Below are 26,167 nucleotides of genomic sequence, written 5' to 3'. Positions count from 1 at the left end.
GCTGTATTATATCGATATAACGGCGAATGCGAGGGTATATTTACGCATTTCGCTGAACGTCAGATGAAGACGCTTTTTTAGCGTCCACCCGCATCCAGCCAATCACGTCCAAATTTTCTGCAGATCGGGCTAGGCGCGACCTAGGTCGCCTTTACCGACGGTCCCGCTTGCCATTTCAAGCATGCGGTCGAGGCTCTTCTTGGCAGCCAAACCGACGGTTTCGTCGAGATGAATCTGCGGCTGAAGATCGCGCAGCGCGAGATACAGCTTCTCCATCGTGTTGAGCGCCATATAAGGGCAGATATTGCAGGCGCAGTTGCCGTCAGCCCCCGGCGCACCGATGAAGGTCTTGGTGGGTTCCGCCTTTTCCATCTGGTGGATGATGTGCGGCTCGGTCGCGACGATGAGCGTGTCGCCCGTTATCGTCTGCGCATATTGCAGGATACCGCTGGTGCTGCCGACATAGTCCGCATGATCGATGATGTGCGGCGGGCATTCGGGATGTGCGGCCACAGGAACCCCGGGATGCTGCGCTTTCAGTTTCAGCAATTCGGTTTCCGAAAACGCCTCATGCACAATGCACACGCCCGGCCACAGCAGCATTTCACGGTTGAACTTACGGCTCAGATAGCCGCCCAAATGCCGGTCCGGCCCAAAAATGATTTTTTGTTCGGGTGGAATCTGGCTCAAAATCGTTTCAGCACTTGAGGATGTGACGATGATATCAGACAGCGCTTTCACTTCCGCCGAACAATTGATGTATGTCAGCGCGATATGGTCGGGATGTGCTTCCCGGAAAGCCTTGAATTTTCCGGGGGGGCACGCATCTTCCAATGAACAACCCGCCGCCATATCGGGCAAAATGACGGTCTTTTGCGGGCTCAATATCTTCGCGGTCTCGGCCATGAACTTAACGCCGCAAAAAGCGATAACATCCGCGTTGGTTTCCGCCGCACGCTTGCTGAGTTCAAGCGAGTCCCCCACAAAATCGGCAAGGTCCTGAATTTCTGGCTTTTGGTAATAATGCGCGAGAATGACCGCGTTGCGTTCTTTTTTCAGCCGTTTGATCTCTGCGAGCAGATCAAGGCCTTGTAAATTTTCGCGGGGCGTCGGGGCGTTCATGCTATCGTACCTTTGCGTTGCAGATTTGTCATCTGCGTCTCAAGTGAAGCCCTATGTGGTCGATAAGGCCGATCGAAACAAGTTCTGGCGCGCGCTTTTACGCTGTTTTTTACGGGATTAAATGCCAACCTTCGCCTTGGGCAGTCACCCGGCCCTGATTTTGCAAATCGATGAGATGCGCCAGCACGGAACGACCGGCAGCGCCCGTCAGACGCGGATCGAGCCCCTTGTACATCGCAGCGACCATTTCGGGAATGTGGCCCTCGCCTGCCTCAAGCAAATTCAAAATCTGGCGCTCCCGCTGGCGCCGGTGTCCAATCATGCCGCGCACAAGCTGCCGAGGGTTTTCGACCGCCGGTCCATGTGCGGGGTAATAAATACGGTCCGTGCGCTCATATAATTTTTGCAGAGACGCCAAATAGTCGCTCATATCACCATCGGGCGGGCTGACGACGCTGGTGGACCATTTCATGACATGGTCGCCGGTAAACAGCGCCCCGCTCTCGACCAGTCCATAGCATATATGGTTGCTGGTGTGGCCGGGGGTCGTGACGGCTTCCAACGTCCACCCGTCGCCTGAAATACGTTCACCGTCGGTAAGGATGCGGTCGGGGGCATAATCCGGGTCAAAAGCACTATCGGAACGCGGGCCATCGTCGCGCAAGACAAGCGGCGCGCAACCAATGATGGGCGCGCCTGTCGCCACCTTCAACGGTGCCGCTGCTGGCGAATGATCGCGGTGGGTGTGCGTGCACATGATGGCTGCAACACGCTTGCCGGCAACAGCGCGCAAGATCGCCTCGACATGACCCTCGCCATTGATATCAGCCGGATCGCCGACGCTCATTCCGCTACCGACTGGGCCCGGGTCGATTACCGCGACATCGGACCCTGCGCCCACCAACCAGGTTTGCGTGCCTGTATAGGTGTACGGGGAGGCATTGGGCGCAAGCACGCGGCGCACAAGTGGTTCGTGCTGCTCGGTTTCGCCAGCTTCTATGCTATCGGGCCAGTTGCTCATGAAATGGCTATGGCGCAATGTGGCGCAAAGAAAAAGGGGCGGTTTGCGAAAACCGCCCCAAATGGTCTGTCAACTGCGGAGCGTGTTAGCCCAGCGAATGGATTTCCGTTTATTCCGTTGCGTCGCCTTGTGCTTCCAGCTTACGAATTTGCAGATCGATTTGTTTTACGACATCTTTGCGAACGCCCTTGGGCATTTCTTTGTCCTTCCGAATTTCATCACGCGCCTCACGCAAGCCTTTGATCGCTTCGGCCCGTGCTAATTTCGCTTGCCCTTTGCCGCACATAACCAACCGGACGCGCGATTTTTGCTTGCCGTCGAACCCGCTGACATCGGTGGTCACCGACTGGCCTTCACGACAGTCTTTCGGGATTTCGCTAATGTCGATTTCGGGGATGTATGAAGCGATATCCATGTCGCCCTTGACGCGAATGGTTTCCACGCGGCGGATTTTGGCGGGCGCGGGCGTATTGCCTTCAGCACCCTTTGCGCTGTCGGCCTGCGCCACAGCATCTTCAGCCTCTTTCTGGGATTTTTCCGCTCCATCGATCAGCTTTTCGACGTCTTCCGGCGACAATTTCTTATCGGTGCGGAAGATGAAGGTTTTCCCGTCACGTTCGACCTTAGTCACTTCGCCGCCCATGTCGTCCGGACCGACTATGTCGACCGTCTCTCCGTCGCGTTTCAGCTTAATTATCCGGACCTCGCGCTTGACTGCTTCAGGCTTACTTTCTTCCGTCGCCACTTTGTCCTGCGCAACGACCGCGGGAACTATGGTCGCGGTCAGCGGCAATATGATTGCAGCAGCTGTTATGATGCCAATCTTGCCAAGTGAACGGCGGGTATTGCTGGTGTCCTTCATCGTTATTCTCCTCAATCGTTCAATTATTGTTTTGGGTGAATTCAATGCCGTCGCAAAGGTCGGCACGCCATCAAATGCTGTCTTCGCCAACGCCTTACCGTACATCGCACGCTCTTCCGGGCCCTTTCCCGCCAGCACGCGCGCATCGCACGCCGCTTCCTGATCAAACCGGAATGCGTTCCAGCTGATCCACGCAACCGGGTTGAACCATTGCAGGCACAGGATGATGAAAGCGGCCAGATTGGCGAACAGATCGCCCGATTTGTGGTGCGCCATTTCATGCGCAATCGCCAGGTCGCGTTCGGCAGGCGAATAGGCGTTGGTAAAATCTTGCGGCACCGCGATCACGCGGTGAAAAAGGCCAAAAGCCAATGGTCCGGCCACCTGATCAGATGCGACGATTTTGACGCCATCGACAACCGCGATGTCTGTCGCTTCGGACAAAAGGTCATCACGCATTGCGGCGTAACGGATCATCTGGAACATGAACAACAGCACCGCGCCACCAAGCCAGGTCATCACACCGAGTGCCAGAAAATCAATCGTAGGGAGGGCATGTGCCGAGCGTGTCGCACTGGCGATAGCATCTGGCGACGATAGCCCTGCGAGCACGGCTTCCCTCACCGTGTCTTGGATAGCAATGCCGCCGTCAGCTGTTGAAATGGATGGCCCTTCGATCGTGGGCATGCACACCCGAGCAGCGGGTATCAGCCAAAGCGCATATGCGATGGTCGGACCAAAATATTTGGCGACAGGCCGCCGTACAATCAAAATAGCGGCCATCAGCAATGTCGTTGTCAATAAGGTATCAAACAGCCAAGCGCCCATGAAGTCAGTGTTCATGATTTCATCTCCCGCAACAGTCGTTCGATTTCGGAAATGTCAGCGTCGCTCAGCTTTTCCTGCTCGGCAAGATGCGCAACCAGCGGCATGAACCGCCCCCCAAAAAGCCGATCAACTAGCCGCTTGGATTCATGCGAAACATAGTCTTCGCGATCAATAAGAGGGGAGTATAAGAACCGACGTCCGTCGGCGCGATGTTCAACAGCTGCTTTGGTCAGCAGGCGCGACAGCAAGGTTTTCACGGTTGGTAACGACCAGTCACGATCATCGGGTAAGCGCGCAGCGACGTCTGTCGCCGTCAACGGCGCGCGCTCCCACAGGATTTCCATGATTGTTAATTCAGCGTCGCTGATACGTTCTGATGACATTTTGAAATCTCCGACTACAGACGTAGTCGATTCGACTACATCTGTAAACGTCATTTGTCTGCCATTGTCGGTTTCTTGTCGAATTCCTTTACATATGGGCATCGGGCAAAGGACGGGGTGCTATGCCTCTGGTCTCACGCCAACCGTCCTCGCTTTCTCCTCTGAAATTTGAAAACAAAAAAGGCTGGAACCCATCGCGGATTCCAGCCTTTTTTGTGTGCCTTGACGGCTTTTGGTTATTTCGCGCCGAAATTGATCTTTGCAGTTACGCCAACATACCGATCCGCCTCGCGGGGGATGATGTAGCGATATGCGCCGCCAGGGCCACCCGATACGATCGAAGAAGCAAAGCTTTTATCGAACAGGTTCTTCACCTGCAGCGCGATCCGCCAGCCATCGTTAGGATCAACCAAGGCTGCTGACACATCGACAATCGCATAACCCTCTACGGTCGAGCCAAGGCGAACAGCTGGGTTCGCACTCGCTTCGTAAATCTGGTCGGACTGGCTTGAGATCTGGCTTGCCAACTCGATATTCGCAAAGCCTGACGTTTCAATGTCATATTGTGCGCCAAACGACATTTTCCATTTTGGTGCGTTCGCCAAAGGCGTGCCCTTGGCAACCAATTGCGATGCATCGGCACCTGGCGGCAAGCGGAAATTCTCAACCTGCGCCTTGTTGTAAGCAACGCCGCCCGAAAGCGAGAAGTTACGCAATGGCGTCGCAACAAAATCAACCTCGAAACCTTGGGTTGATACCGAACCTGCATTGGTCAGGCGCGTGGTGCGAACACCGGCTACGAAGTCTGGGCTGTTTGCCTGATAATTGTTATACTTGGCATAATATGCCGCGAGATTAAGTATCAGGGCGCCGTCGAAAAGGGTATTTTTCAAGCCCACTTCATACGCGTTGACCGTTTCTGGTGCGATAACACCAGCGCCGGGTGTCGTCAGGTTATAGAAGATGTTGTAGGCAGGGCCCTTATAACCACGCGTGTAGCTCGCATAAGCCATATTGTTTTCAGTCAGGTCCGCCTGAACGGCTGCCTTACCCGAAAGGTTATTGTTGCTGGTGCTGGCGGTGAAGGGAACGCCGTTTGACGCGCCTGCCACAAAGCCAGTAGCAGGCGCGGTTGCCACGAGACCATTATTGTAAACGCCAGCGTCAAAATTTGGTTGCACGCCTGGACCTGCGAGCGAGGTGCGGCGGATATGGTTTACATCCAATTCGTCATTTGTGTAGCGCAAGCCACCAATAAAACGCAGGCTGTCGGAAAGGTTGAGCGTAGCCTGACCAAATAGCGACATGTTTTTGAACGTCGATCCAAAGTCCGCGGTTCCGGCAGGGGTTGTGATCGTCGAAACGCCTGCAGCGGTCGAACAGGGGACGAGGCCGGGCACAACCGCAGCGAGCGTCGATGCTGAACAGGTAATCACCTCGCGCGTGAATGTACGGTCAGAATCGGCCTTTGAATAATATGCCCCGACGACATATTCGAGGAATTCACCGGTCGGCGAAGCAACGCGAATTTCCTGGCTAAAGGTAGTCGATGTTTGCGGTCCATTATCGTGCAATTGGTTCAAACCAACATAGGGGCGGTCGAGCCAGTCACCATCGCGAATTTCGGTATTATCCCAACCACGATAGCTGGTGATCGACGTCAAGCTATGTTCACCCAGTTCGATATCTGCTTGCAGCGCAATGCCCCAGCTTTCTTCCTTAGTCGTGGTGACAAGGTTCTGCCGGATGTTGCGTGAATCCGAACGATCGAAACCCGTTCCAGCGAGCGCCAGCGCGGCTGCGTTCGTTGGCGTGTTGCCAATAATTTCCGCACAGCAATCATCGTTGGCTTTACGGTAATCGGCGCGCAGCGTCAGCATGACATTTTCGCTAACGTCGGCTTCAATCGCGCCACGAACACTGTAATGTTCATAGCCATTGACCTTGTTGCCCGTGGTCAAATTGTTGATGTTGCCGTCATAGCTTCCGTAAAATCCGGTGAAGCGCGAACGCACATTGGCGCTCAGCGGCACGTTAACGGTCGCACGACCGCGATATTCGGATTTCGCGAAGAATGAACCTTCAACGGTCGCGCCAAATTCTGCTGTTGGACGCTTCGTTACGATGCTGACAACACCAGCCGATGCGTTCTTTCCAAACAATGTACCCTGCGGTCCGCGCAGGACTTCGATACGCTCAACGTCGAACAAATCGGTAAAACCTTCGCCAGCGCGGCTCAAGACAACGCCGTCAAGAACGGCAGCAACCGATGGTTCAGCGGCAATCGAAAAGTTGATGGTACCAACGCCGCGCAGGAACAATGCCTGGTTCAGCGACGTACCCGCCTTGCGGAAGTTCAAGCTTGGAACGAGATACTGCGCATTTTCAAGCGTGACGCCGCCATTATTGGCAATAGCCTCACCGCCGACAACGGATACAGCGAGCGGAATATCCTGCAAACGCTCTTCGCGCTTTTGCGCGGTTACGATGATTTCTGCAGTGGCCGATTCATCTTCTGCCGGAGCGGTCTGCGCCATCGCGGGCAGGCTGACCCCAGCCATAATTGCGGCGCTTGCGAGCAACGACGCGCGAATGAAAGACGTTTTCTTAAATTCAGAACTGAACATCATGTACCTCCCTAAAAATGGCTATCCGCTTCTCAACCAAATCACTTGAGTTTTCTCAAGCAACAAAAGCTATTCTGGGATATACCTAATCAATGGGCGGGTTGTTACCAGATTGACTCAATATGTCTAGCGGTGTCATATAGTGACGTTATTTAAGCCGTGACTGTTGCAATACTGCCATAGTCACAGGCCCGAAACAGCGAGAGGGACAGAAGGTGCCATTTACAGTCATCATGCATCCTGAAGGTTTTGACCTGCTGCATGGTGACATCAGCATGTTATCGCACCGGAATGACGCGCCAGCGATCAGCATCGGTATTGGCGCGCCTGATCTGGAAATGGTCCGCGGCAATTTTCGCATAGACGACATCGTTGAAGCACGATTGGCGCTTGATTGCTTCGCCCAAGTCGATGGCGGTATCCAGCTTTGGAACGCAAAGCAGCCTGACATCGTCGCAACGCTGCTGCTTGAGGAACGGGCGCTGCAATCCATCCTCACATTTCGCTGCACAGATCCGGCCTTTAACCGGCTTTGGATAGATATGCAGTGCGCGACGTCCGAAGCCTTTTGGGGCGGCGGCGAACAGATGTCCTATTTGCGCCTCAACGGCAGGCGTTTTCCGTTCTGGACATCGGAACCCGGCGTTGGCCGCGATAAGTCGACCGCGCTTACGCAGACGATGGATGCAAGTGGTTTGGCCGGTGGTGACTATTGGACCACCAATTATCCGCAACCGACATGGGTAAGCAGTGCGCGTTATGCGGTGCACCTCGAAACGGCGGCTTATTCGGTGCTTGATCTGACTGCAGCGGGCCGGGTCGGGGTCGAATGCTGGTCGGCAAATGTCGATCTGGAGCTTTTTGACGCGCCGACGCTTCCCGCGCTTGTGACCAAAATGTCTGATCGCTTTGGTCGCCAGCCTGCCCTGCCAGATTGGGCCATTTCCGGTGCGATCATCGGGCTGAAGGATGGCGTCGACACCTTTGACCGGTTCGAAAAAATTGCAGCATCGGGCGCCACAATTACGGGCCTGTGGTGCGAAGATTGGATCGGCATTCGTCAGACCAGCTTTGGCAAGCGATTGTTCTGGGACTGGAAATGGAATGCTGCGCGCTATCCGGATTTACCCGCACAAATCGCCGCGCTTGCCGAACGCGGCATTCGCTTCCTTGGCTATGTAAACCCCTATCTGGCGGTGGATGGGTCGCTATATCAAGAGGCACGCGCCGCCAACTTCCTCGCGCTGCGGCAGGACAACGACGAACCTTATGCCGTCGACTTCGGCGAATTTGACGCAGGCGTTGTGGATTTCACAAACCCTGCCGCCGCGGCGTGGTTTGCCGACCGCATCATTGGTCAGGAAATGCTCGACTTCGGGCTTTCGGGATGGATGGCAGATTTTGGCGAATATCTGCCGACGGATGTGCGCCTGTTCGACGGGTCTGACCCGATGGAGGCGCATAATCGTTGGCCCGTGCTTTGGGCGAAGGTCAATGCTGACGCCATCGCATCGCGCGGCAAAACGCATGACGCAACATTTTTCATGCGCGCCGGTTTTTCGGGCGTGCAGGCGCATTGCCCATTATTGTGGGCGGGCGACCAATGCGTCGACTTCACCCGCCACGACGGGATCAACACGGTCATCACGGCGGCATTATCGTCCGGATTGCTGGGCAACGCCTATCACCACAGCGACCTCGGCGGATATACCAGCCTGCATGGCGTGGTCCGGACCGCAGAATTGATGCACCGCTGGATTGACTTGGCGGCCTTTGCGCCCGTCATGCGCAGTCATGAGGGCAATCGTCCAGCAGACAATCTGCAACTCGATAGCAGCGCCGAAATACTCACGCATTTTGCGCGGATGAGCCAAGTGCATGCCCGCCTTGCGCCTTATGTCCGGGCTTTGTCCGACGAGGCTGTGGCGACGGGCCTGCCGCTTCAACGTCCGTTGTTCCTGCACTATGACGAAGCGGCCTATTATGACATTCAGGACCAGTATCTCTATGGCGCGGACATGATTGTCGCACCTGTGGTCCAAGAGGGTGCAAGCAGCCGCAACGTCACGTTGCCAGATGGCGATTGGGTCCATCTTTGGTCCGGCGACATTTTCGCCAAGGGCACATATGACATCGCGGCTCCGCATGGGCAGCCACCCGTGTTCACCCGCAAGGACAGCGCGCACGCATCGCTGTTCAGCGCGATCACGCGGGAATTCAGGTCATGAACAGCCGATCCAATATCCGTGATGTTGCAAAGCTCGCCGGTGTGGCCGTCAAAACCGTCAGCCGCGTGCTCAACAACCACCCATATGTCAGTGCAGACACCAAAGCGAAGGTCGACGCCGCAATGGCGGAGCTGCGCTTTTCGCCCAGCATCGCAGCGCGCATATTGGCGGGCACGAAGTCAGGCCAAATTGCGCTGATTTATGACAATCACAGCCCGTATTACATGCACCAGATTATGCAGGGCTGCTGGGACCGCTGCCATGAAGAAGGCATGCGCCTGATTGCCCAGCCCGTCGACGTGTCCGACCCCGATGTGGGCGAGCAGGTGCGCGGCATGGTCCGGCAGACGCATGTGGATGGTGCGATATTGTCTTCACCTGTCACCGATTGCGGCCCCGTGTTGAACGTCCTTGAGGCGATGAACATTCCCTTCGTGCGCATTTCCCCCGGCACCAACCATGCGCTTACCAGCTCGGTATTCATGGATGATATGCAGGCCGCGGACGACATGACGACGCACCTCATCAACATTGGACATCGGCGGATTGCCTTTATCAAGGGTCATGCGAACCATATGGCGAGCGCGGAACGGCAGGCAGGATATGAACGCGCGCTGAGCCGCGTTGGCATATCGGTAGATCCCGACTTGATCGCCGAGGGTCATTTTGATTTTGAAAGCGGCGTTGCGGCGACAGAGCAGTTTCTATCGCTGAAATATCCCCCCACGGCAGTCTTTGCATCGAACGATGACATGGCCTCGGGTGTCCTTGCCGTGGCCCATCGCCGCGGCATTCAGGTACCTGAACAATTGTCTGTCGCAGGGTTTGACGACACCACGCTTGCCCGCGTTGTTTGGCCGCCCTTAACCACCGTGCGCCAGCCTGTACGCGACCTTGCGTCGACCGCTGCCGACCTATTATTTGGCGAGGGCGGAATTGAGCATCGCCGCCTTCCCCATGAACTCATCAGCCGCGAGTCGGTTGCCCCACCTTATTCACCTTCCATAAAAAAGAGCAAAAACACATGACCCTTCCAACACCCCCGTCCACGCGCCTTTTGGGCAAGAGCGGCATTGAAATTTCATCGATTGCCTGGGGCATGTGGCGCTTTGCGGGTCTTGAAATCTCCGCAGCCCGCGCGGCCATTGATGCGGCGTTCGAAGCAGGCATAACCCTTTTCGATACGGCGGACATCTATGGCTTTGGCGAACAAGGCTTTGGCAAGGCAGAGGAACTGCTTGGCCGCGTATTTGCAGAGGCGCCGGAATATCGTGACCGGATGGTGCTGGCCACGAAAGGCGGAATTACCCCGCCGACGCCATATGACAGCAGCGCGGAATATCTGACCAAGGCGATTGACGACAGCCTGTCGCGTTTGGGCACTGACTATGTCGACCTGTGGCAAATACACCGTCCCGATATCCTCACCCACCCGCAAGAAATCGCACGGACCATTGAAGACGCGCATAAAGCCGGAAAAATCCGCGCCTTTGGTGTGTCGAACTTCACGACGGCGCAAATCACGACCTTGGCACAGTTCAGCAGTGTTCCGATTGTTTCGACACAGCCGGAGCTTTCCCCATTGCGGATCGATACCATCGAAAATGGCGAGCTTGATCAAGCCATCGCCATGGATTTGGCCGTGTTGGCGTGGTCACCACTTGGCGGCGGTCGTATCGGCAATCCCGGCGACACGCGCGAACAAAATGTAGCGGCAGCCCTGTCGAGCGTTGCAGCAGCGCATGGCGTTTCGCGCACCGCAGCGGCCTATAGCTGGATTATGGCGCACCCTGCCCGGCCAATTCCGATTGTCGGTTCGCAAAACCCGGCACGCATCATTGAGGCTGCCGATGCCTTCAAAATCAAATGGACCCGCGCTGATTGGTATAGCGTGCTGGTCGCCGCGCGAGGAGTTCCGCTGCCATGAAAAATCCCATCGAAGTCAGCTGGTTCTCCGCATTATGCGACGATGATTATGAATTTCTTGGGCTACCCGATCCCATGCTCGCGTCGAGTTGGGAGCATTGCCGCAATATCGTGCTCGCTGCTGAAAAGGGCGGGTTCGACAATATATTGCTCCCCTCGGGCTACGCACTTGGGTTGGATACCACTGCTTTTGCCAGCGCCATTGCCGCGCTGACAACACGCATCAAATTGCTGATGGCGGTGCGTATTGGCGAAAGCTGGCCTCCGCAATTGGCGCGGCAGATTGCCACGCTGGACCAGATTTCGGGTGGGCGGTTGAACGTCAACATCATCTCGTCTGACTTGCCGGGTGACAAGATGGACAGCGAACCACGCTATCGCCGGACGGTCGAAGCGATGCACATCCTCAAGACATTGTTGAACGGCGAACATCTGTCGATTGATGGCGAACATTATAAAATCGATCTCGACCCGCCGCGCATGAAGACCGTCAGCGGCAAATGCCCGCCGCTATATTTCGGTGGTCTCTCGCCCGCCGCAAAGGACGCTGCTGCCGAAGGTTGCGATGTCTATTTGATGTGGCCGGAAACGGTTCAGGGCGCAAAGGACCTTGTCGAAGACATGACCGCGCGCGCCGCAAAATTTGGACGGACGTTGAAATATGGCTTCCGCGCGCATGTGATCGTGCGTGAAACCGAAGCTGAAGCCCGGGCCTATGCGGACCGCCTCTTGTCCAAGCTGGATGCGCAGCAAGGCGAAGCAATCCGGAACAAATCCTTGGATACGCAAACCTTCGGTGTGGCGCATCAGGCCGAATTGCGCGCGCAATCGGAAGCGAACGACGGATATTTGGAAGACAATCTGTGGACCGGAATTGGCCGTGCACGTTCAGGCTGCGGCGCTGCGATCGTTGGCGACCCGGACCAAGTGCTCGCCAAAATCGAGGCATATCGCGCCGTCGGTATCGAAGCGTTCATTTTGTCGGGTTACCCGCACATCAACGAATGCGACATGTTTGCGCGTTATGTGTTGCCGAAGTTGGACCATGGGCGTTTGGTGGTCTGAAGCCACTTAACGCCATTTCGTCATCCTGAACTTGTTTCAGGATAACAGGCAACGGCGGTGCGTTATCCTGAAACGAGTTCAGGATAACGGTAGAGAGATTACAGGATTAATCCGACAGACCCGCCATGCGCTCGGCCTGATCCTCGGCGATCAACGCCGCGACCAATTCACCAAGGCCACCGCCCTCCAATATCTCCGGAAGCTTATGCAGCGTAAGGTTGATCCGGTGGTCGGTCACGCGGCCTTGCGGGAAATTATAGGTGCGGATGCGTTCCGAACGGTCGCCTGAACCAACCATCGCTTTGCGCGCCTCGGCCTCCGCGCCTTGGGCTTCCTCGCGTTCTTTTTCGTACATGCGCGCGCGCAGCACTTGCATCGCTTGTTCTTTGTTCTTGTGCTGGCTGCGCCCATCCTGACAGGTCACAACAATGCCCGTCGGCAAGTGGGTAATGCGCACGGCCGAGTCCGTGGTGTTGACGTGCTGTCCGCCTGCACCCGACGCACGGTACACGTCGATTTTCAGGTCGCGCGCTTCGATCTGGATATCAACCTCGGTCGGCTCCGGCAGTACCGCAACCGTCGCTGCGCTGGTGTGAATGCGGCCGCCGCTTTCGGTCACGGGCACGCGCTGCACACGGTGGACGCCGCTTTCATATTTCAGCTTGGCGAAAACACCATTGCCCTTGATCGCGACAACAACTTCCTTGAACCCGCCCACGTCGGACGCGCTGATCGAGATAGGTTCGATCTTCCACCCCTGCCCCGCGGCATAGCGTTCGTACATGCGGTAGAGGTCACCGGCGAACAACGCCGCTTCATCACCGCCCGTGCCCGCACGAATTTCGAGCATGGCGGGCCGGTCATCGGCGGCATCTTTCGGCAAGAGCGAGATCGCCAAAGCGGTTTCAGCTTGGCCCAACTGATTGCTGACTTCCTCCAGTTCCTCAATCGCCATTTCGTGCAGGTCGGGATCAGAAGAATCCTTCGACATATGCTGCAAGGTTTCGATTTCCTTGCGCAGTCGCCGGACATTGGCAGCGGCCTTGGCGACCGGTTCCAGCTCCGAATATTCCTTGGATGCCGTGACAAAGGCATCGCCCTCCAACTGCCCCGAAGCCATCCGCGCCTCAAGCTCGGAAAAGCGCGATTCAATAAGCGCGATACGTTGCGGGGAGATTTTGGTCATGCGAGCGACTGAAGTACGCTCTTAAGCCGGTCATTATTGCCTTCACCGGACATCCCGTAATAGCCATCCTCATTGACGCGCAGGATAGCAGCCGGGCTTTGCTTGACGGCCTTGTCATAACGCTTTTTGGGTGAGCCCGTTGCAATCATGTCGGCCGAAATTCCCGCTTGGCGCAGCTGACGCAAAAGCGCGAAGGCATGCCCAAGACCCGCGTCATTTTCCAAAACAATCATGGCTTCGATCTGCTGTGTTGGTACGGCATCAATCAACATGCCCAACCGCTCAATGCCAGCCGCCCAGCCAACCGCTGGCGTTGCTGGTCCGCCGAGATTTTCGATCAAGCCATCATAGCGTCCACCGCCCAGCACGGTGCCCTGTGCGCCCAGCCGGTCGGTCACAAATTCAAACGCGGTGTGGCGATAATAATCCAGCCCGCGTACCAGCGCAGCATTGCGTGTCCAAGCGACGCCAGCGGCATCAAGGCCCGCTGTGACCGCGCCAAAGAAATCCTGTGCCTCGCCCGATAAATAATCGTCGATCACCGGCGCGGCGTCGGCAATTGGGCGATCTTTGGGGTCTTTGCTATCCAGAATCCGCAGCGGATTTTTCTCCAACCGCGCGAGGCTATCTTCGGACAGCGCAGCCTTATGATCGTTGAAATAGCCGACCAATGCCGCCCGCCACGCATCGCGGCTTGGCGTGTCGCCCAATGTATTAAGCTGCAACGTCACGCCGTCATTTATGCCCAATTCCTTCAGCAATTGGTCCGCCATCACCAGCAGTTCAACATCGGCAGAAGGCTCTGCTGCGCCGATAATCTCCGCATCAATCTGGTGGAATTGACGATAGCGGCCCTTTTGCGGGCGCTCGTAACGGAACAATGGCCCGTGCACCGACAGCTTCATCGGCGCAAATTGCTGCCAGCCATTGGTAAGGTACGCGCGCGCAATCCCCGCCGTAAATTCGGGGCGCAGCGTGATCGAATCCCCGCCGCGATCTTCGAAGCTGTACATTTCCTTTGAGACAACATCCGTCGCCTCACCCAGGCTGCGCGAAAATACCGCCGTTGGCTCAATGACGGGCAGTTGCAGCCCCTTAAATCCATAAAGCCTGCGCACGCGTTCAAATGTTGCGACGACATACGCAAAACGCTCTTCTGTCTCGCCGAACATGTCCTGAGTACCGCGAACGGCTTGGGGTGTCTGTATCTTTGCCATATTAAAGCGCCCTAGCGGCTAATTGTTGATAGTGGAATAGGGCTGGACGCGCCAATCGGCTTTCGCCAAAAGTCTGGCCCATGAATCCACGCATATTGTCGCGCGCTATCGCCGCATTCGCCCTTTCTGCCAGCCTCGTTTCTGCAGCATCTGCGCAAAACAGTGCCCCGCAGCCAGTGCCTATCGTCTCGAACATCCCTGAGCCGCAAGACCGCCCCTTGTCGGAACCGATGATCTTGTCTGTGGACGCAACCGATGTTGATCGCGCTATTTTCCAAGTGCGTCAGGTCATTCCTGTAGAAAAAGGCAAGCCGCTGATCCTGCTTTACCCGCAGTGGCTGCCCGGCAAGCATGGCCCACGCGGTGCACTGGCCGAAATGACGGGGCTTATGATCCGTGCAGGCGGGAAGACGCTGCGTTGGACCCGCGACCCGGTTCAGGTTTACGCCTTTCATGTCGATGTGCCTGCCGAAACATCGTCCGTCGATGTAGAATTCAGTACGGCAATCAAGGCCGCAAAGGATGGGGAAAAGCCCGTGCGCCTTATATTGGAACGCAACAAACGTTTTGAGCAAATAGACATCGCCTATTCGGGCGGCTTGCGCTATCCGCACCTCGAAGCCACGGGCAAGGGTGAAACGGCGATCGATCGTTTGCTGAGTCCGCGGCGGACCAACTAAAAACAATTTGAAAGCATTCTCCCATGCGTATTGATTTGATTCCAGCAGGCGACAATGTGCCTGAAAGCCTGAACGTGCTGATCGAGGTTCCCATTGGCGGTGAACCCGTAAAGTATGAATTTGACAAGGCTTCTGGTGCTCTTTTCGTAGACCGTTTCCTGCACACGCCTATGCGTTACCCCGCCAATTATGGCTTTGTTCCGCATACTTTGGGTGAAGATGGCGACCCGTTGGACGCACTTGTCGTCGCGCGTTCGCCTATCGTAGCCGGTGCAGTGGTCAAATGCCGCCCGATTGGCGTTTTGATGATGGAAGACGATGCTGGCGGTGATGAAAAATTGCTCTGCGTGCCCGTCAACAAGACCTTCCCTTATTATTCAGACGTTGTGACCTATAAGGATATGCCGCCAATCGTCCTTCAACAGATCGAGCATTTCTTCACCCATTATAAAGACCTGGAGCCCGGCAAATGGGCCAAGTTAAATGGCTGGGGTGATGAAAACGACGCCAAGCGCATTATTACGGAATGCGTCGAACGTGCGAAGGAACGCGGTATATGAAACGGGCAGCGCTGGTCGCACTAATTGCACTGGCGCTCTCGGCATGTGCCACCCCTGAAACACGCGTCAGAACCGCGCTGATGGATGCCGGTCTGTCCCAACCGATTGCAGCCTGCATGGCTGACCGGATGGTCGACCGGCTTTCATTGATACAGTTGAACAAACTGAGCAGCCTTAAAAAGCTGCGTGGTCAGGACATGCGCAAGATTACCGTCGAGGACTTTCTGAAGCGCACACGTTCGCTGCAGGACCCCGAAATTCTCGGCGTCGTAAGCTCGTCCGGGCTTATTTGCGCAATTAAGGCGTAAGCAGCCAACGTCATAATTGTCATCCCGGACATGGGTTCGGGATGACAGTTATTTAGCTTAAAGCCTTCATCAACATTGCGAACCAGCCAGTATCAGCCTTTGCCGTCGCGGGTGCGCCAAAATCCACACATTCAAGGCACTTGGCCTGTGCACCACGCACGCCAGTCAGCATGTTCAGATCAGCCGAAATCCGTTGGAACAGCAACTGCTGCTGCCATGATGCTTGCGCAAAAACATCCATCGGTGCTGCAGCCTGCGTCCGCTTTGGCATCAGGCCGCTGATCAACGTACCTGCGAAGCTCGTCGGCGGTTCAATATATTCGGCATGCCATCCATCGGGTTTCAATCCGGCACGCTTTGCCGCTTCCGCAAGCGCATCATGCATACCACCCGTCCTGTCGACAAGGCCAAGCTGGCGGGCCGTGCCACCTGCCCATATTCGCCCCTGGGCGACGGCATCGACTTGTTCGGGCGTTTTCTTACGCGCCGTTGCTACGCGCGTCAGGAACTGGCGATAGCCATTCTCAATGGCGCTTTGAGCCACCCGGTCAAATTCGGGGCTGAAGCCGTTCAAAATATCCGGTTCGCCCGACAATGGCGTCGTCTTCACGCCGTCCGCATTCACCCCGATTTTCGCAAGGCCAGCCTCCGCACTTGGGATGACACCAAAGATACCAATGGATCCGGTAATCGTGGCAGGATCGGCAAAAATGACATCCGCAGGAAGCGATATCCAATAACCGCCACTTGCGGCCAAATTCGCCATCGAAACGATGACCGGAATCTTCTTGGCCTTCGCCGCTTCAATCGCCAGACGGATTTTTTCGGACGCCATGACGGAACCGCCCGGCGAATCCACGCGGACCACCAAAGCTTTCAAATCCTCATTGTCGAGCGCATCGTAAATAAGACCGCTGACGGTATCGCCCGCGGCGGTTCCAGGGCCGCCCTCGCCATCGACGATGGTACCCGCAATGGTCACAACGCCAATCTGCGCACCGGCGGTCGCTGGACCATAGCTCGCAAGTAATGCATCCATCGGTGTGTGGGCAAAACCGCCGGTCGTTTTCTTATCGTCCGCGCCGACCTTTCCGGCGATGAATTTACCGAAAGCGATACGGTCGCCAAGTTTGTCGACCAAACGCGTCGATAGCGCCAATTGCGCCAGATCACCTTTGGCGGACTCCACTGCACCGGCGGGGTCGGTCAGCATGCGGTCCAATTGTGCCTGAGGGCGCGCTTTGGCTACACCCGCTTTCCACTGTCCCCAAACCTCATCATACACGCCCTTGATCGCCATTTTGGATTCAGGGGACTGCTCTGACCGTGTATAAGGCTCAACGGCGCTTTTGAAGGTGCCGACGCGGTAGATGTTGGCCTTCACGCCAAGCTGGTCGAGCAAGCCTTTATAATAGGGCTGCGATCCGCCGGGGCCGGTAATCATTGCGCCGCCCAACGGGTCCATCCAGATTTGCGTGGCATGGGCCGCCAGTTGATAGCTGTCGTCGGAATAGGCCGTGGCGAAGGCATAGACAGGCTTGCCCGCCTTTTTCACCGCTTCAAGGCTGTTGCCGATTGCTGCAAGGCTGGCCTGTCCGCCGCCCATGAACCGCTCCATGTCGACAACGACCAGTTTTACCCGCTTATCTTTTTCCGCCAGCTTGAGCGCGCGAACGACATCGCGTTGCCGGATTTCGCCCGTCGGCATGGATGAGGATGTGAGCGTTGTCAGCGGGTCAACTTCCGCAGGCTGTTCGGAAATAACGCCATCAAGTTTCAGCAACAATGCACCATCGCGCACGACCGCCGGATTGGGGCTGGCGTTCAGAAGCGCAAATATCGCGAGGAAGAAAAAGAACAGGAAAAAGAGCACCAATAGGTCTTTAAGCCCGACCAATATTTTCCAGCTGACGCGCAGAAACTGCATAATGTGATGCCCCTTTTTGATCTTTTGACCGATGTAAGCATTCGAACATCATTTGCCACTATTGTTCGACAAAAAGATGCTGCGGGCGGACAAGATGGCGACATACAGGCGTTACAGAAAAGGGCCGCCGGAATGATCCAACGGCCCTTAAACATGGGTCAGCGGTCGGATATGCCGCTGCCGGAAGTTGCTTTCATGCCGTGACCGGCATCGCCGATATCATCGGCGGCCGATCTCCCGAACGGAATTCCCCGACCTCTTAACTGAACCATGAGACATCGGATCACCTCCTTTCGTTGAATGGAAATTGCTTGCTTCAAACATATATCTGCCCTCCGCAGGACCGAAGTTGAATCAAACGGGTGACTTAAACAAGCCTTGTATTAAATTTTTTTTCGGGCAAATATTGGGGTTCCGCGCCGTGATATTTGATGTCGTCAAATGGCTATTTTCGGCAATCTTCGACAATGCGTGCAATCTCTGCCCATGCGGGCAAAATGATGGGCGGATGTCCGTCGGTTTCCAATAATATCCGCCCGCGGCTAAACGCCATCGCATCCAATATCGCGTCCATCGGCATGATTTCGGCTGCGAGATAGGCGGGCGTTCCGCCGGCCGGCTTTGCAGCAAATTCCTTCGTTGACGACGATGTCCGTATGACAATGCGTTGCCCGGGTGCAGTCGCTTCACGCGACACATATATGCGCCGATTTTGCAGGTCGCAGCGCAGGCTGACGACGGCATTTTGGCCAGTCGGTCCAAACAAAGCGGCCGATCCGCGATCATCGCGCCGATACACCCAATCGCCCGCAGAAAACGGCCAGTCATTCCAATCCGCCGACAGCGGCGGCGTTGGCGCAGGTGTGGCGACCACTGGTGGCGGCGCGGGTGCGGCCCTTGGTGCTGGCGGTGGCGGCGGCGCAACGCAGGATGCGAGCAGCAACATTGCGATGAGAGTCAGGTTACGGGTTTGCATGACTTTGTCTTATGGCCAAATCGCATCTGCTCCGCTAGCGCGTTGCGACATGGCGACCAAAAAAACACGACTAGACCAATTGATCGTTGATCGCGGCCTTGCCGAAAGCAAGACGCGCGCGCAGGCATTGGTCATGGCGGGCCATGTCTATATCGGTGATGCCAAGGCACTAAAGCCGGGGCAACAAATTGCCGAAGATACCGACATTAGTGTGAGGGGCAGCGATCATCCCTGGGTGTCACGCGGGGGCATTAAACTTGCCCATGCCCTTGATGAATTTGCCATCGATGTCGCCGGCATGGTTGCCATTGATGTGGGTTCATCAACGGGCGGCTTTACCGACGTTATGCTGACGCACGGCGCAACGCGCGTTTTCGCCGTCGATAGCGGCACGAACCAGCTTGCGTGGAAACTGCGGCAAGACCCCCGCGTGGTGGTTCATGAACAGACAAGCGCGCGCATATTGACCGACGTCCATATCACCGAACCGGTTGACCTCATCGTTTGTGACGCAAGCTTCATCGGCCTCGCCAAAGTACTAGATCGGCCTTTGACCTTTGCCAAAAGCGGCGCGCAATTGATTGCACTTATCAAACCACAATTTGAGGCGGGCCGCGAAGAAGTGGGCAAAGGCGGCGTTGTGCGGGACCCCGAAGTCCATGAACGCGTTTGCAACGAGGTGCAGCACTATTTGGTCGAAAAAAACTGGGCGGTCCGCGGTTTGACCACCAGCCCGATTACAGGGCCGCAAGGCAATGTCGAATTTCTTATCTGGGCGCAAAATGCCTAGCACCCCGCCGGGGGGCAGTTATATGAAAATCCGTTCCATCAAAACGCGTCTGAAAACCCAACCCCGGATCCGTTCCGAGGTCAGTGCATGGCTGAACGCGAAATACGCAAACCGACAAAAGGTCGCGCCGCGTCAGTCCTTGTAAAGGCCATTGACGCGGGCGGCGTACCGTTCGCGGATGACATGGCGCCGAATTTTCATGCTCGGCGTCATTTCGCCATTTTCTATTGAGAAAGGCTCATCAGCAAATTCGAACTGGCGGACCTTTTCGGTGACCGACACATCGGCGTTAACCCGGTCAACCGCGGCACGAACCGCAGCACGAAACTGCGGATTTGCCTGCAAGTCATTGAAATCATATTTCATGTCTTGCGCACGCGCCCATTCCAACGCCCATTCGGGATCCGGAACGATGAGGCCAACGATGTACGGCCGCTTGTCACCTGAAACCATCGCCTGCAAAATTTCGGGCTGAAGTGTGAGCATGCCCTCAATCTTTTGCGGCGCGATGTTATCGCCCTTGTCGTTGACGATCAGGTCCTTTTTGCGATCGGTAATGGCGATACGTCCGCAATCATCAATATGGCCGATGTCGCCCGTGTGCAGCCAACCGTCCTTGATGACACGGTCGGTCTCCGCCTTGTTCCGCCAATAACCCTTCATCACCAAAGGACCGCGCACAAGTATCTCGCCATCTTCGGCAATCTTGACCTCAGTGTTCTTCAGCGGCGGGCCAACGGTATCCATCTTGATGCCCGCTTGCGGCCGGTTGCAGCTGATGACGGGGCCAGACTCGGTCTGCCCGTAGCCTTGAAGCAAGGTGATGCCCAAGGATTGGAAAAACACGCCAATGTCGGGGTTGAGCGGCGCACCGCCCGATACCATGGCCTTCATCCGGCCACCAAAGCGCCCTTGAATTTTGGGCTTAATCGTCCGCGATAAAATCAACCGCATCGGCGCATCGGAAAGCCGCTTGCGCCCCGAATAGTCGCGCTCGCCAATGGTCAGGGCTTTATTGAGCAGGTAATTTGGAAACTTACCCTGCTTTTCGACGGCCTTGATCATTCTTTGCCGCAGGACTTCAAATAATCGCGGAACGACCACCATCACGGTTGGCCGTGTTTCCTCAATATTGGAAGCAAGCTTTTCCAGCCCTTCCGAATAATAGATTTGCGCGCCAACGCTGATGGGCAGGAATTGCCCGCCGCTATGTTCATAAGCATGTGACAGCGGCAAAAATGACAGGAACACTTCTTCTTCGTCCAGCCCAAAATCTTCGCGCAACACTTCAGCGGCGCCATCGACATTGTGCAATATCGCGCCATGATGCTGCATCACACCACGCGGCGCACCGCCGGTACCGCTGGTGTAGATGATGCACGCCAAATCGTCGCGCGTCACTGCCGCCATGGCCGCCTCAGCAGCCCGTACATCGGCGTCATTGCCCTGAACCATGTCGGACCATTGGTGCATCGACAACTGGCCATGCTGCACCGCTGGCTGCGGTTCCATAGCGATGATGAATTCCGCTTGCGACGACCGCAACGCCGCCGGCATCAGGGTTTTGGCAAGCTTTGCCGTCGAGACAATCACCGCGCGCGCGGCGCTGTCGTCGAGAATATGTTGATGGTCGCGTTCGGTATTGGTGACGTAAGTCGGCACAGTCACGCATCCAGCGGCCATGATGCCCAGATCGGCAATACACCATTCGGGGCGATTTTCCGACACGAGCATGACCCGGTCGCCCTTTTCCAGCCCAAGCTGGCGCAGCGACTTGGCAAATCCTGCAACCTGGCGCGCGACCTCAGCCCAGCTTAAGGATTGCCACGTAGAATCATGCTTTGCCCATAAAAATGGTGCGTCACCGCGATAGCGCGCGCGCGCAAAAAACATGGTGACGAGGTTGGGGAAGCTGTCAAAATCGTCGAATTGCTCGGCAGCCACTTATTCTCTCCTAAAGAACATTTTGCGGTCCATTATGGAACTCTGAAGCATTACGCTAGCGCGCCAATGCGTTGGGCGCAACGGGCTGTTGGCGTTAACCGACATCCTCCGTTGGTGCTTCATCCACCAATCGCGGCACGGTTACGTGCACTTTGCCCTTGGCGTCGATAGTGGCCGATGTGCCCTCGCTGCGTGGATCGGATGCCCCTGTCCAGCTATTGCCGATACGCTGCGCGCCGTTAACTTTTGAACCCAAATCCACCGGGCGAACCGTCTGTCCAAATTTGCTGAGCCCATCAGACATCGCCGAAAGCATGGTATTTTGTTCAACCTCAAGACCACCACCGCCAAAATAGATATTTGGCAGCGCAATCGCTTGATCGAGCGGAAGGCCGAAGTCGATGACACCAATCAACGTCTTGGTCACGTGCATGATGATGCGTTTTCCGCCGGCTGAACCAAGCGCGAGAACCGCCCGGCCATCGCGATCAAACACGATTGTGGGGGACATGGAAGACAATGGCCGCTTTCCGCCCATCACGCGGTTGGCAACCGGGGCGCCATTCTTTTCGGGTGAAAAGGTGAAGTCGGTCAATTCATTGTTCAAGAAGAAGCCGCCTGCGACCAACTGGCTGCCAAATGGCCCCTCAATCGTCGATGTCATATTGGCGATGTTGCCATTGCGGTCGACTGCTGTGAAATGCGTTGTGCCGGCAACTTCGCTGGAAATGGCAGCCGTGCGCGGCATCGCGCCGGGCGGGTTCCCTGCCGGATAGTCCATGCGCGCCTTTTCGGGGTCAATAAGCGCGGAACGCTCTTTGATATATTCGGGGTTCAAAAGGCCTGCGACTGGGACGTCAACAAACGCGTCATCCGCCAGATATTTTTCGCGGTCCGCATATGCCAGCTGCATCGCCTGACCAATTAAATACCAGCTTTTCGGGCTGTCTTTGCCCGATGCTGCCAAGTCGAACCGCTGCAACGTGCCCAATATTTGCAAGACCGTCGTCGCGCCTGATGAAGGCGGGGCCATGCCGCACACCACATAGACGCGGTACGGCGCGCAAACCGCTTGCTGTTCCTTTGCGCGATATTGCGCAAGGTCCGTCATGGTCATGTCGCCGGGGCTAAGCTTGCTCGTCGTGACCGCACTTACAATCTGGTTGGCGATGGGGCCGGTGTAAAATGCATCGGGTCCTTTTTTCGCCAGCAACTTTAACGTCGCGGCAAGCTCCGGATTCTTGAGCGTCATGCCTGCGGTCACGGGCGCGCCGTTCCGCCAGTAAATCGCACGCGCAGCATCAAAGTTGGACCACAGTGGCTGAATGCCCTTCAGCCGTGATTCAAGCGTCTTGTTGACGATGAACCCTTTGTCGGCAAGGCGAATGGCGGGCTTGAAAATCGTCGCCCAAGACAGCTTGCCCCATTTGCGGTGGGTTTCCGCCATAAGCTTGATATTGCCGGGAACGCCTACGGAACGTCCGCCCTGAAAGGCCTCCAAGAAACCGAGCGCTTTGCCGTCGGGTCCGACAAAACGATCCGGTGTCGCCGCAGCTGGCGCCGTCTCGCGCCCGTTGATTGTCGATAAAACGCCCTTTGCGCTATCCTGATACAAAAGGAAGCCACCACCACCAATGCCGCTTGATTGCGGTTCAACGACGGTCAGCGCCAACATCATGGCCATCGCCGCATCGGCAGCGGAACCACCCTGACGTAACATTTCCATCCCCGCTTCGGTAACGCGGGGATCGGCCGATGATGTGACACCGACATTTTCGGCAACAACCGGTTGAGCGGCAAGGACGAGTGCGCTGATCGCGAAGGACAATTTTTTCATGCCCGATACCTAGCCCTGTTCATAGGACAATGCCAAGTCCGGATTTACGCGTCCGTCCCGACGGCGTCCGAGATATTGGCAAATCCGTCCCGCTGCAAAAGGTTTAGCAATTGCCGGTTGATTTTCAGCGCCAGTCCGGGGCCATGATAGACAAGCGCACTGTAAATCTGCACCAGCGATGCGCCCGCACGGATGCGCGCATAGGCATCTTCGGCCGAAGCAATCCCGCCGACGCCAATTAAGCCCAGCTTCCCGCCACTTGCTTTGCGAAAGTCAATCAAGCGCTGCTGTGCAAGGTCACGCAATGGCGCACCCGACAAGCCGCCGGTTTCCCTTGCATGTTTCGATTGTAGGTCTGGCCGCGAAATGGTGGTGTTCGATACGATCAAAGCCGCAACGCCGCGCGCCATCGCCACGCTGACAATATCGTCAATGTCGGCTGGCTGCAGATCAGGCGCGACTTTCAGGAAGACCGGCGTTGCCCGCGACCGCGCGGCCATAACCTGCGCCAACAGATCATCCAACGCAGCCTTGTCCTGCAGCGCACGAAGCCCTGGCGTATTGGGCGAGCTGATATTGACCGTCAAATAATCGGCCAGAGGCTCCATATTACGCACGCCGATGACATAATCGGCAATGCGATCGGCGCTGTCCTTATTGGCACCGATATTGATGCCCAGCGGCCCTGCCAATGCCTTGTCCGGAATGTTCTGCAGCCGCGCGATGGCCGCCGCCTGTCCTTCGTTGTTGAAACCCATACGGTTGATGACCGCTGCGTCCTCGACCAACCGGAACAAGCGGGGTTTTGGGTTGCCCGCCTGCGGCAACGGCGTTAACGTACCGACCTCTGTAAACCCAAAGCCAAGGCGCATGATCTCAACGGGCACTTCGGCGTTTTTGTCATAGCCCGGCGCAAGCCCAATGGGATTTGCAAAATGCAGCCCAGCAAAGCTTTGCTGCAAAGCCGCGTCCTGCGTTCCCATAGACGGGATCGGCAACATTTTCAGCGCCGCAAGGGACATGTTGTGGGCGGTTTCGGCATCTGCCTGAAACAAAAAGGGGCGTGCAAGTCGGTAAAACATTGCGGTGCTATTCACGAGTCGCGTGCAAGGTGCAACGGCGAGATTATGCGCATGCAGCGTACCAAGATCATTTTGGCCGCAAATGCCCGAATTTTATGGGGTGGTGACGATTCCATCCAATCGCATTTTGCCAAATGTCTGCATTGCCGTAGTGCGACCCAAGAGCTCCATCGTTGAAAAACGCGAGTTCTTGGTTCCGTTTCACGGCTGCCATCGTCCCTGCCCTGCCGCTGGGCGGCTATGCCTTTGGCGCGTCCGGTTCTGGGCTTTGCGGCTTTGCTTTGCGGCGGCGGAGATTCGCACGCAGGGCCTCGCGCAACCGTTCGGCCTTAATCCGCTCTTTGTCTTGCGCGTCTTTTGCCAAGTGCCTTCTCCGATCCATTCCGACTGCCCGCGCACCCGATGCCAAATCGCCCGCAAAGGCGCAAGCCGCTTGACAACCGCCCCGTCCCTTCGCATAGGGCCGCACCTTCGGTGTATGCTGCTGTAGCTCAGTGGTAGAGCGCGTCATTGGTAATGACGAGGTCGGGAGTTCAATCCTCCCCAGCAGCACCAGGATTTTCTCAATATCTCCGGTGCCCAATTTCGTCGCACCACTTTTGTTTTGAGGCAGCGCTAACTAAACCCGAGAAATTGCCGCTGCTGCTGCTGCTCCATCGGGAGATCTGCGCAGCGCATAACGTGCCGGGCAGTGAGCTGTCCGGTGCCAGCCAAGACATTCTCGCGAGCCGATGCAAGATTTCTTGAGGCTTTTAGGGGACTGCGATTGTCTCGATGCCCTCCGGCTTTTTGGTCTTTGTCATAGGTGGCTTTCCTAATCGACGCAGCATCATGCTGCCCCACCACCCAAAGCCCAGCAAAATACCCAGCCGGGTCTATCGCCGCCTTATGTCGGGGCGCTTTAGCGTGCGTGGAAGGCGGCCGTTTACTTCTAAATTAGAAGCTGCCTGATTACTTTTCTGCCCAAATAGCAAAATTATGCTCTATGCGCTTCTACCGCAATCGTGTCATGGGTTGCCCTGTAGCGACGTTTCCGGTCCACAAATGGTCAGTATAAATGTAGCCACCTATAAGCGCTTCATATCCATGTAAGGGGAAGGGTATGTTTTCTGAAATGCTCGTAAGTGCAATAGATACGCTTTCCAAAGTGCTGGATCCAAACGGTCCTGCCCAGGCCGCGACGGCTAATAGCTTCACGCCGACGGATTTTAGCGTCCACTTTTTTCTGCAGTTAGCTATCATCATATTAACCTGCCGGATCGTCGGAAAACTGGGCCAAAAGTTTTTAGGTCAACCTCAGGTTGTTGGCGAAATGATCGCGGGCGTGATCCTTGGGCCGTCATTATTTGGCTATTTTTTCGCGGATGCACATGCGGCGGTTTTCCCCGGACCGACTAAAAATGTGCTCTATTCGGGGGCACAGCTGGGCGTCGGTTTGTACATGTTTTTGGTCGGCACAACGTTGCAACTGGACCATTTCAAATCCAAAGCAAAGAGCGCGATAAGCGTATCCTTAGCTGGCATCGTGGTACCGTTTTTGATTGCGGTGTTGATAACCCCGTGGCTGCTGACTGTTCCCGGGCTCTTTACACCGGGAA

21 protein-coding genes and 1 tRNA gene are annotated in these 26,167 nt (G+C 56.1%); 10 read left to right on the top strand and 12 right to left on the bottom strand.

The genetic code is table 11. The features are described 5' to 3' along the window. Window positions 1-129: 129 nt before the first annotated feature. From nadA to ACIQZK_RS03385, 5 genes are all read right to left on the bottom strand, one after another. Window positions 130-1,122 (bottom strand): quinolinate synthase NadA, encoded by a 993-nt coding sequence (nadA, locus tag ACIQZK_RS03405; protein ID WP_397574919.1) that lies wholly within the window; start codon window positions 1,120-1,122, stop codon window positions 130-132. Between the two features lie 109 nt (window positions 1,123-1,231). Beyond that, on the bottom strand, window positions 1,232-2,143 hold the full coding sequence (locus tag ACIQZK_RS03400) for an MBL fold metallo-hydrolase (protein WP_397574918.1): 912 nt from the start codon (window positions 2,141-2,143) through the stop codon (window positions 1,232-1,234). A gap of 109 nt (window positions 2,144-2,252) precedes the next feature. Further along, a complete protein-coding gene (locus tag ACIQZK_RS03395; RefSeq protein ID WP_397574917.1) occupies window positions 2,253-3,848 on the bottom strand; it encodes a M56 family metallopeptidase in 1,596 nt (531 codons plus the stop codon). Then, window positions 3,845-4,216 (bottom strand): BlaI/MecI/CopY family transcriptional regulator, encoded by a 372-nt coding sequence (locus ACIQZK_RS03390; RefSeq protein ID WP_395636283.1) that lies wholly within the window; start codon window positions 4,214-4,216, stop codon window positions 3,845-3,847. The genes ACIQZK_RS03395 and ACIQZK_RS03390 overlap by 4 nt, the downstream gene beginning before the upstream one ends. A gap of 236 nt (window positions 4,217-4,452) precedes the next feature. Beyond that, the gene (locus ACIQZK_RS03385) at window positions 4,453-6,846 is read right to left on the bottom strand and encodes a TonB-dependent receptor (protein WP_397574916.1); all 2,394 of its coding nucleotides are present in this window, start codon (window positions 6,844-6,846) and stop codon (window positions 4,453-4,455) included. 212 nt (window positions 6,847-7,058) lie between these two features. Between ACIQZK_RS03385 and ACIQZK_RS03380 the strand changes: the two genes are divergently transcribed. Genes ACIQZK_RS03380 through ACIQZK_RS03365 form a run of 4 tightly spaced genes read left to right on the top strand, consistent with a single transcriptional unit; the run spans window position 7,059 to window position 12,062 of the window. Next, window positions 7,059-9,071 carry an alpha-glucosidase gene (locus ACIQZK_RS03380; RefSeq protein WP_397574915.1) on the top strand — a complete coding sequence of 671 codons (2,013 nt, stop codon included), beginning with the start codon at window positions 7,059-7,061 and terminating at the stop codon, window positions 9,069-9,071. Further along, window positions 9,068-10,099, top strand: coding sequence for a LacI family DNA-binding transcriptional regulator (locus ACIQZK_RS03375; protein WP_395636277.1), 1,032 nt, complete (start codon window positions 9,068-9,070; stop codon window positions 10,097-10,099). Before ACIQZK_RS03380 ends, ACIQZK_RS03375 begins: the two co-directional genes overlap by 4 nt. Beyond that, window positions 10,096-10,998: an aldo/keto reductase family oxidoreductase gene (locus ACIQZK_RS03370; RefSeq protein ID WP_397574914.1), complete on the top strand. Its 903-nt coding sequence runs from the start codon at window positions 10,096-10,098 to the stop codon at window positions 10,996-10,998. The genes ACIQZK_RS03375 and ACIQZK_RS03370 overlap by 4 nt, the downstream gene beginning before the upstream one ends. Beyond that, the gene (locus tag ACIQZK_RS03365; RefSeq protein WP_397574913.1) at window positions 10,995-12,062 is read left to right on the top strand and encodes an LLM class flavin-dependent oxidoreductase; all 1,068 of its coding nucleotides are present in this window, start codon (window positions 10,995-10,997) and stop codon (window positions 12,060-12,062) included. Before ACIQZK_RS03370 ends, ACIQZK_RS03365 begins: the two co-directional genes overlap by 4 nt. Before the next feature lie 106 nt (window positions 12,063-12,168). On the opposite strand, the gene prfA is transcribed toward ACIQZK_RS03365, so the two are convergent. Together prfA and hisS are read right to left on the bottom strand one after the other, a co-directional pair. Continuing rightward, entirely contained in the window at window positions 12,169-13,248 is a 1,080-nt protein-coding gene (prfA, locus tag ACIQZK_RS03360; protein WP_397574912.1) for a peptide chain release factor 1, read from the bottom strand. Further along, complete coding sequence (gene hisS, locus ACIQZK_RS03355; RefSeq protein WP_397574911.1) at window positions 13,245-14,465, bottom strand: histidine--tRNA ligase; 1,221 nt, start codon at window positions 14,463-14,465, stop codon at window positions 13,245-13,247. Before hisS ends, prfA begins: the two co-directional genes overlap by 4 nt. A gap of 95 nt (window positions 14,466-14,560) precedes the next feature. Between hisS and ACIQZK_RS03350 the strand changes: the two genes are divergently transcribed. From ACIQZK_RS03350 to ACIQZK_RS03340, 3 genes are read left to right on the top strand one after another with little or no spacing between them, the layout of a single operon-like run. After that, on the top strand, window positions 14,561-15,145 hold the full coding sequence (locus tag ACIQZK_RS03350) for a hypothetical protein (RefSeq protein WP_397574910.1): 585 nt from the start codon (window positions 14,561-14,563) through the stop codon (window positions 15,143-15,145). A gap of 23 nt (window positions 15,146-15,168) precedes the next feature. Further along, entirely contained in the window at window positions 15,169-15,705 is a 537-nt protein-coding gene (gene ppa / locus ACIQZK_RS03345) for an inorganic diphosphatase (protein WP_397574909.1), read from the top strand. Next, window positions 15,702-16,013, top strand: coding sequence for a hypothetical protein (locus tag ACIQZK_RS03340; RefSeq protein ID WP_397574908.1), 312 nt, complete (start codon window positions 15,702-15,704; stop codon window positions 16,011-16,013). Before ppa ends, ACIQZK_RS03340 begins: the two co-directional genes overlap by 4 nt. 52 nt (window positions 16,014-16,065) lie before the next feature. Here the strand turns inward: ACIQZK_RS03340 and sppA are convergent, their stop codons facing one another. Together sppA and ACIQZK_RS03330 are read right to left on the bottom strand one after the other, a co-directional pair. After that, the gene (gene sppA, locus ACIQZK_RS03335) at window positions 16,066-17,940 is read right to left on the bottom strand and encodes a signal peptide peptidase SppA (protein ID WP_397574907.1); all 1,875 of its coding nucleotides are present in this window, start codon (window positions 17,938-17,940) and stop codon (window positions 16,066-16,068) included. Between the two features lie 445 nt (window positions 17,941-18,385). Then, on the bottom strand, window positions 18,386-18,916 hold the full coding sequence (locus tag ACIQZK_RS03330; RefSeq protein ID WP_397574906.1) for a hypothetical protein: 531 nt from the start codon (window positions 18,914-18,916) through the stop codon (window positions 18,386-18,388). A 49-nt stretch (window positions 18,917-18,965) separates the two neighbouring features. On the opposite strand from ACIQZK_RS03330, the gene ACIQZK_RS03325 reads away from it, so the two are divergent. Further along, window positions 18,966-19,706: a TlyA family RNA methyltransferase gene (locus ACIQZK_RS03325; RefSeq protein ID WP_397574954.1), complete on the top strand. Its 741-nt coding sequence runs from the start codon at window positions 18,966-18,968 to the stop codon at window positions 19,704-19,706. 132 nt (window positions 19,707-19,838) lie between these two features. On the opposite strand, the gene ACIQZK_RS03320 is transcribed toward ACIQZK_RS03325, so the two are convergent. From ACIQZK_RS03320 to ACIQZK_RS03310, 3 genes are all read right to left on the bottom strand, one after another. Continuing rightward, window positions 19,839-21,599, bottom strand: a complete 1,761-nt coding sequence (locus ACIQZK_RS03320; protein ID WP_397574953.1) for an AMP-dependent synthetase/ligase — start codon at window positions 21,597-21,599, stop codon at window positions 19,839-19,841. Between the two features lie 145 nt (window positions 21,600-21,744). After that, window positions 21,745-23,487, bottom strand: a complete 1,743-nt coding sequence (gene ggt / locus ACIQZK_RS03315) for a gamma-glutamyltransferase (protein WP_397574905.1) — start codon at window positions 23,485-23,487, stop codon at window positions 21,745-21,747. A gap of 44 nt (window positions 23,488-23,531) precedes the next feature. Further along, window positions 23,532-24,569, bottom strand: coding sequence for a quinone-dependent dihydroorotate dehydrogenase (locus ACIQZK_RS03310; RefSeq protein WP_397574904.1), 1,038 nt, complete (start codon window positions 24,567-24,569; stop codon window positions 23,532-23,534). A gap of 480 nt (window positions 24,570-25,049) precedes the next feature. Between ACIQZK_RS03310 and ACIQZK_RS03305 the strand changes: the two genes are divergently transcribed. After that, window positions 25,050-25,124 (top strand) — tRNA-Thr (locus ACIQZK_RS03305). Between the two features lie 547 nt (window positions 25,125-25,671). Continuing rightward, window positions 25,672-26,167 (top strand): cation:proton antiporter (locus ACIQZK_RS03300; protein WP_397574903.1); only part of this gene is annotated, 496 nt, incomplete at its 3' end.

Origin of the sequence: Sphingorhabdus sp. (assembly GCF_044338195.1) — a bacterium.
Lineage (GTDB): Bacteria > Pseudomonadota > Alphaproteobacteria > Sphingomonadales > Sphingomonadaceae > Sphingorhabdus_B.
The sequence above is the reverse complement of the archived record's forward strand: the minus strand, read 5'-3'. Positions and strand labels throughout refer to the sequence as shown.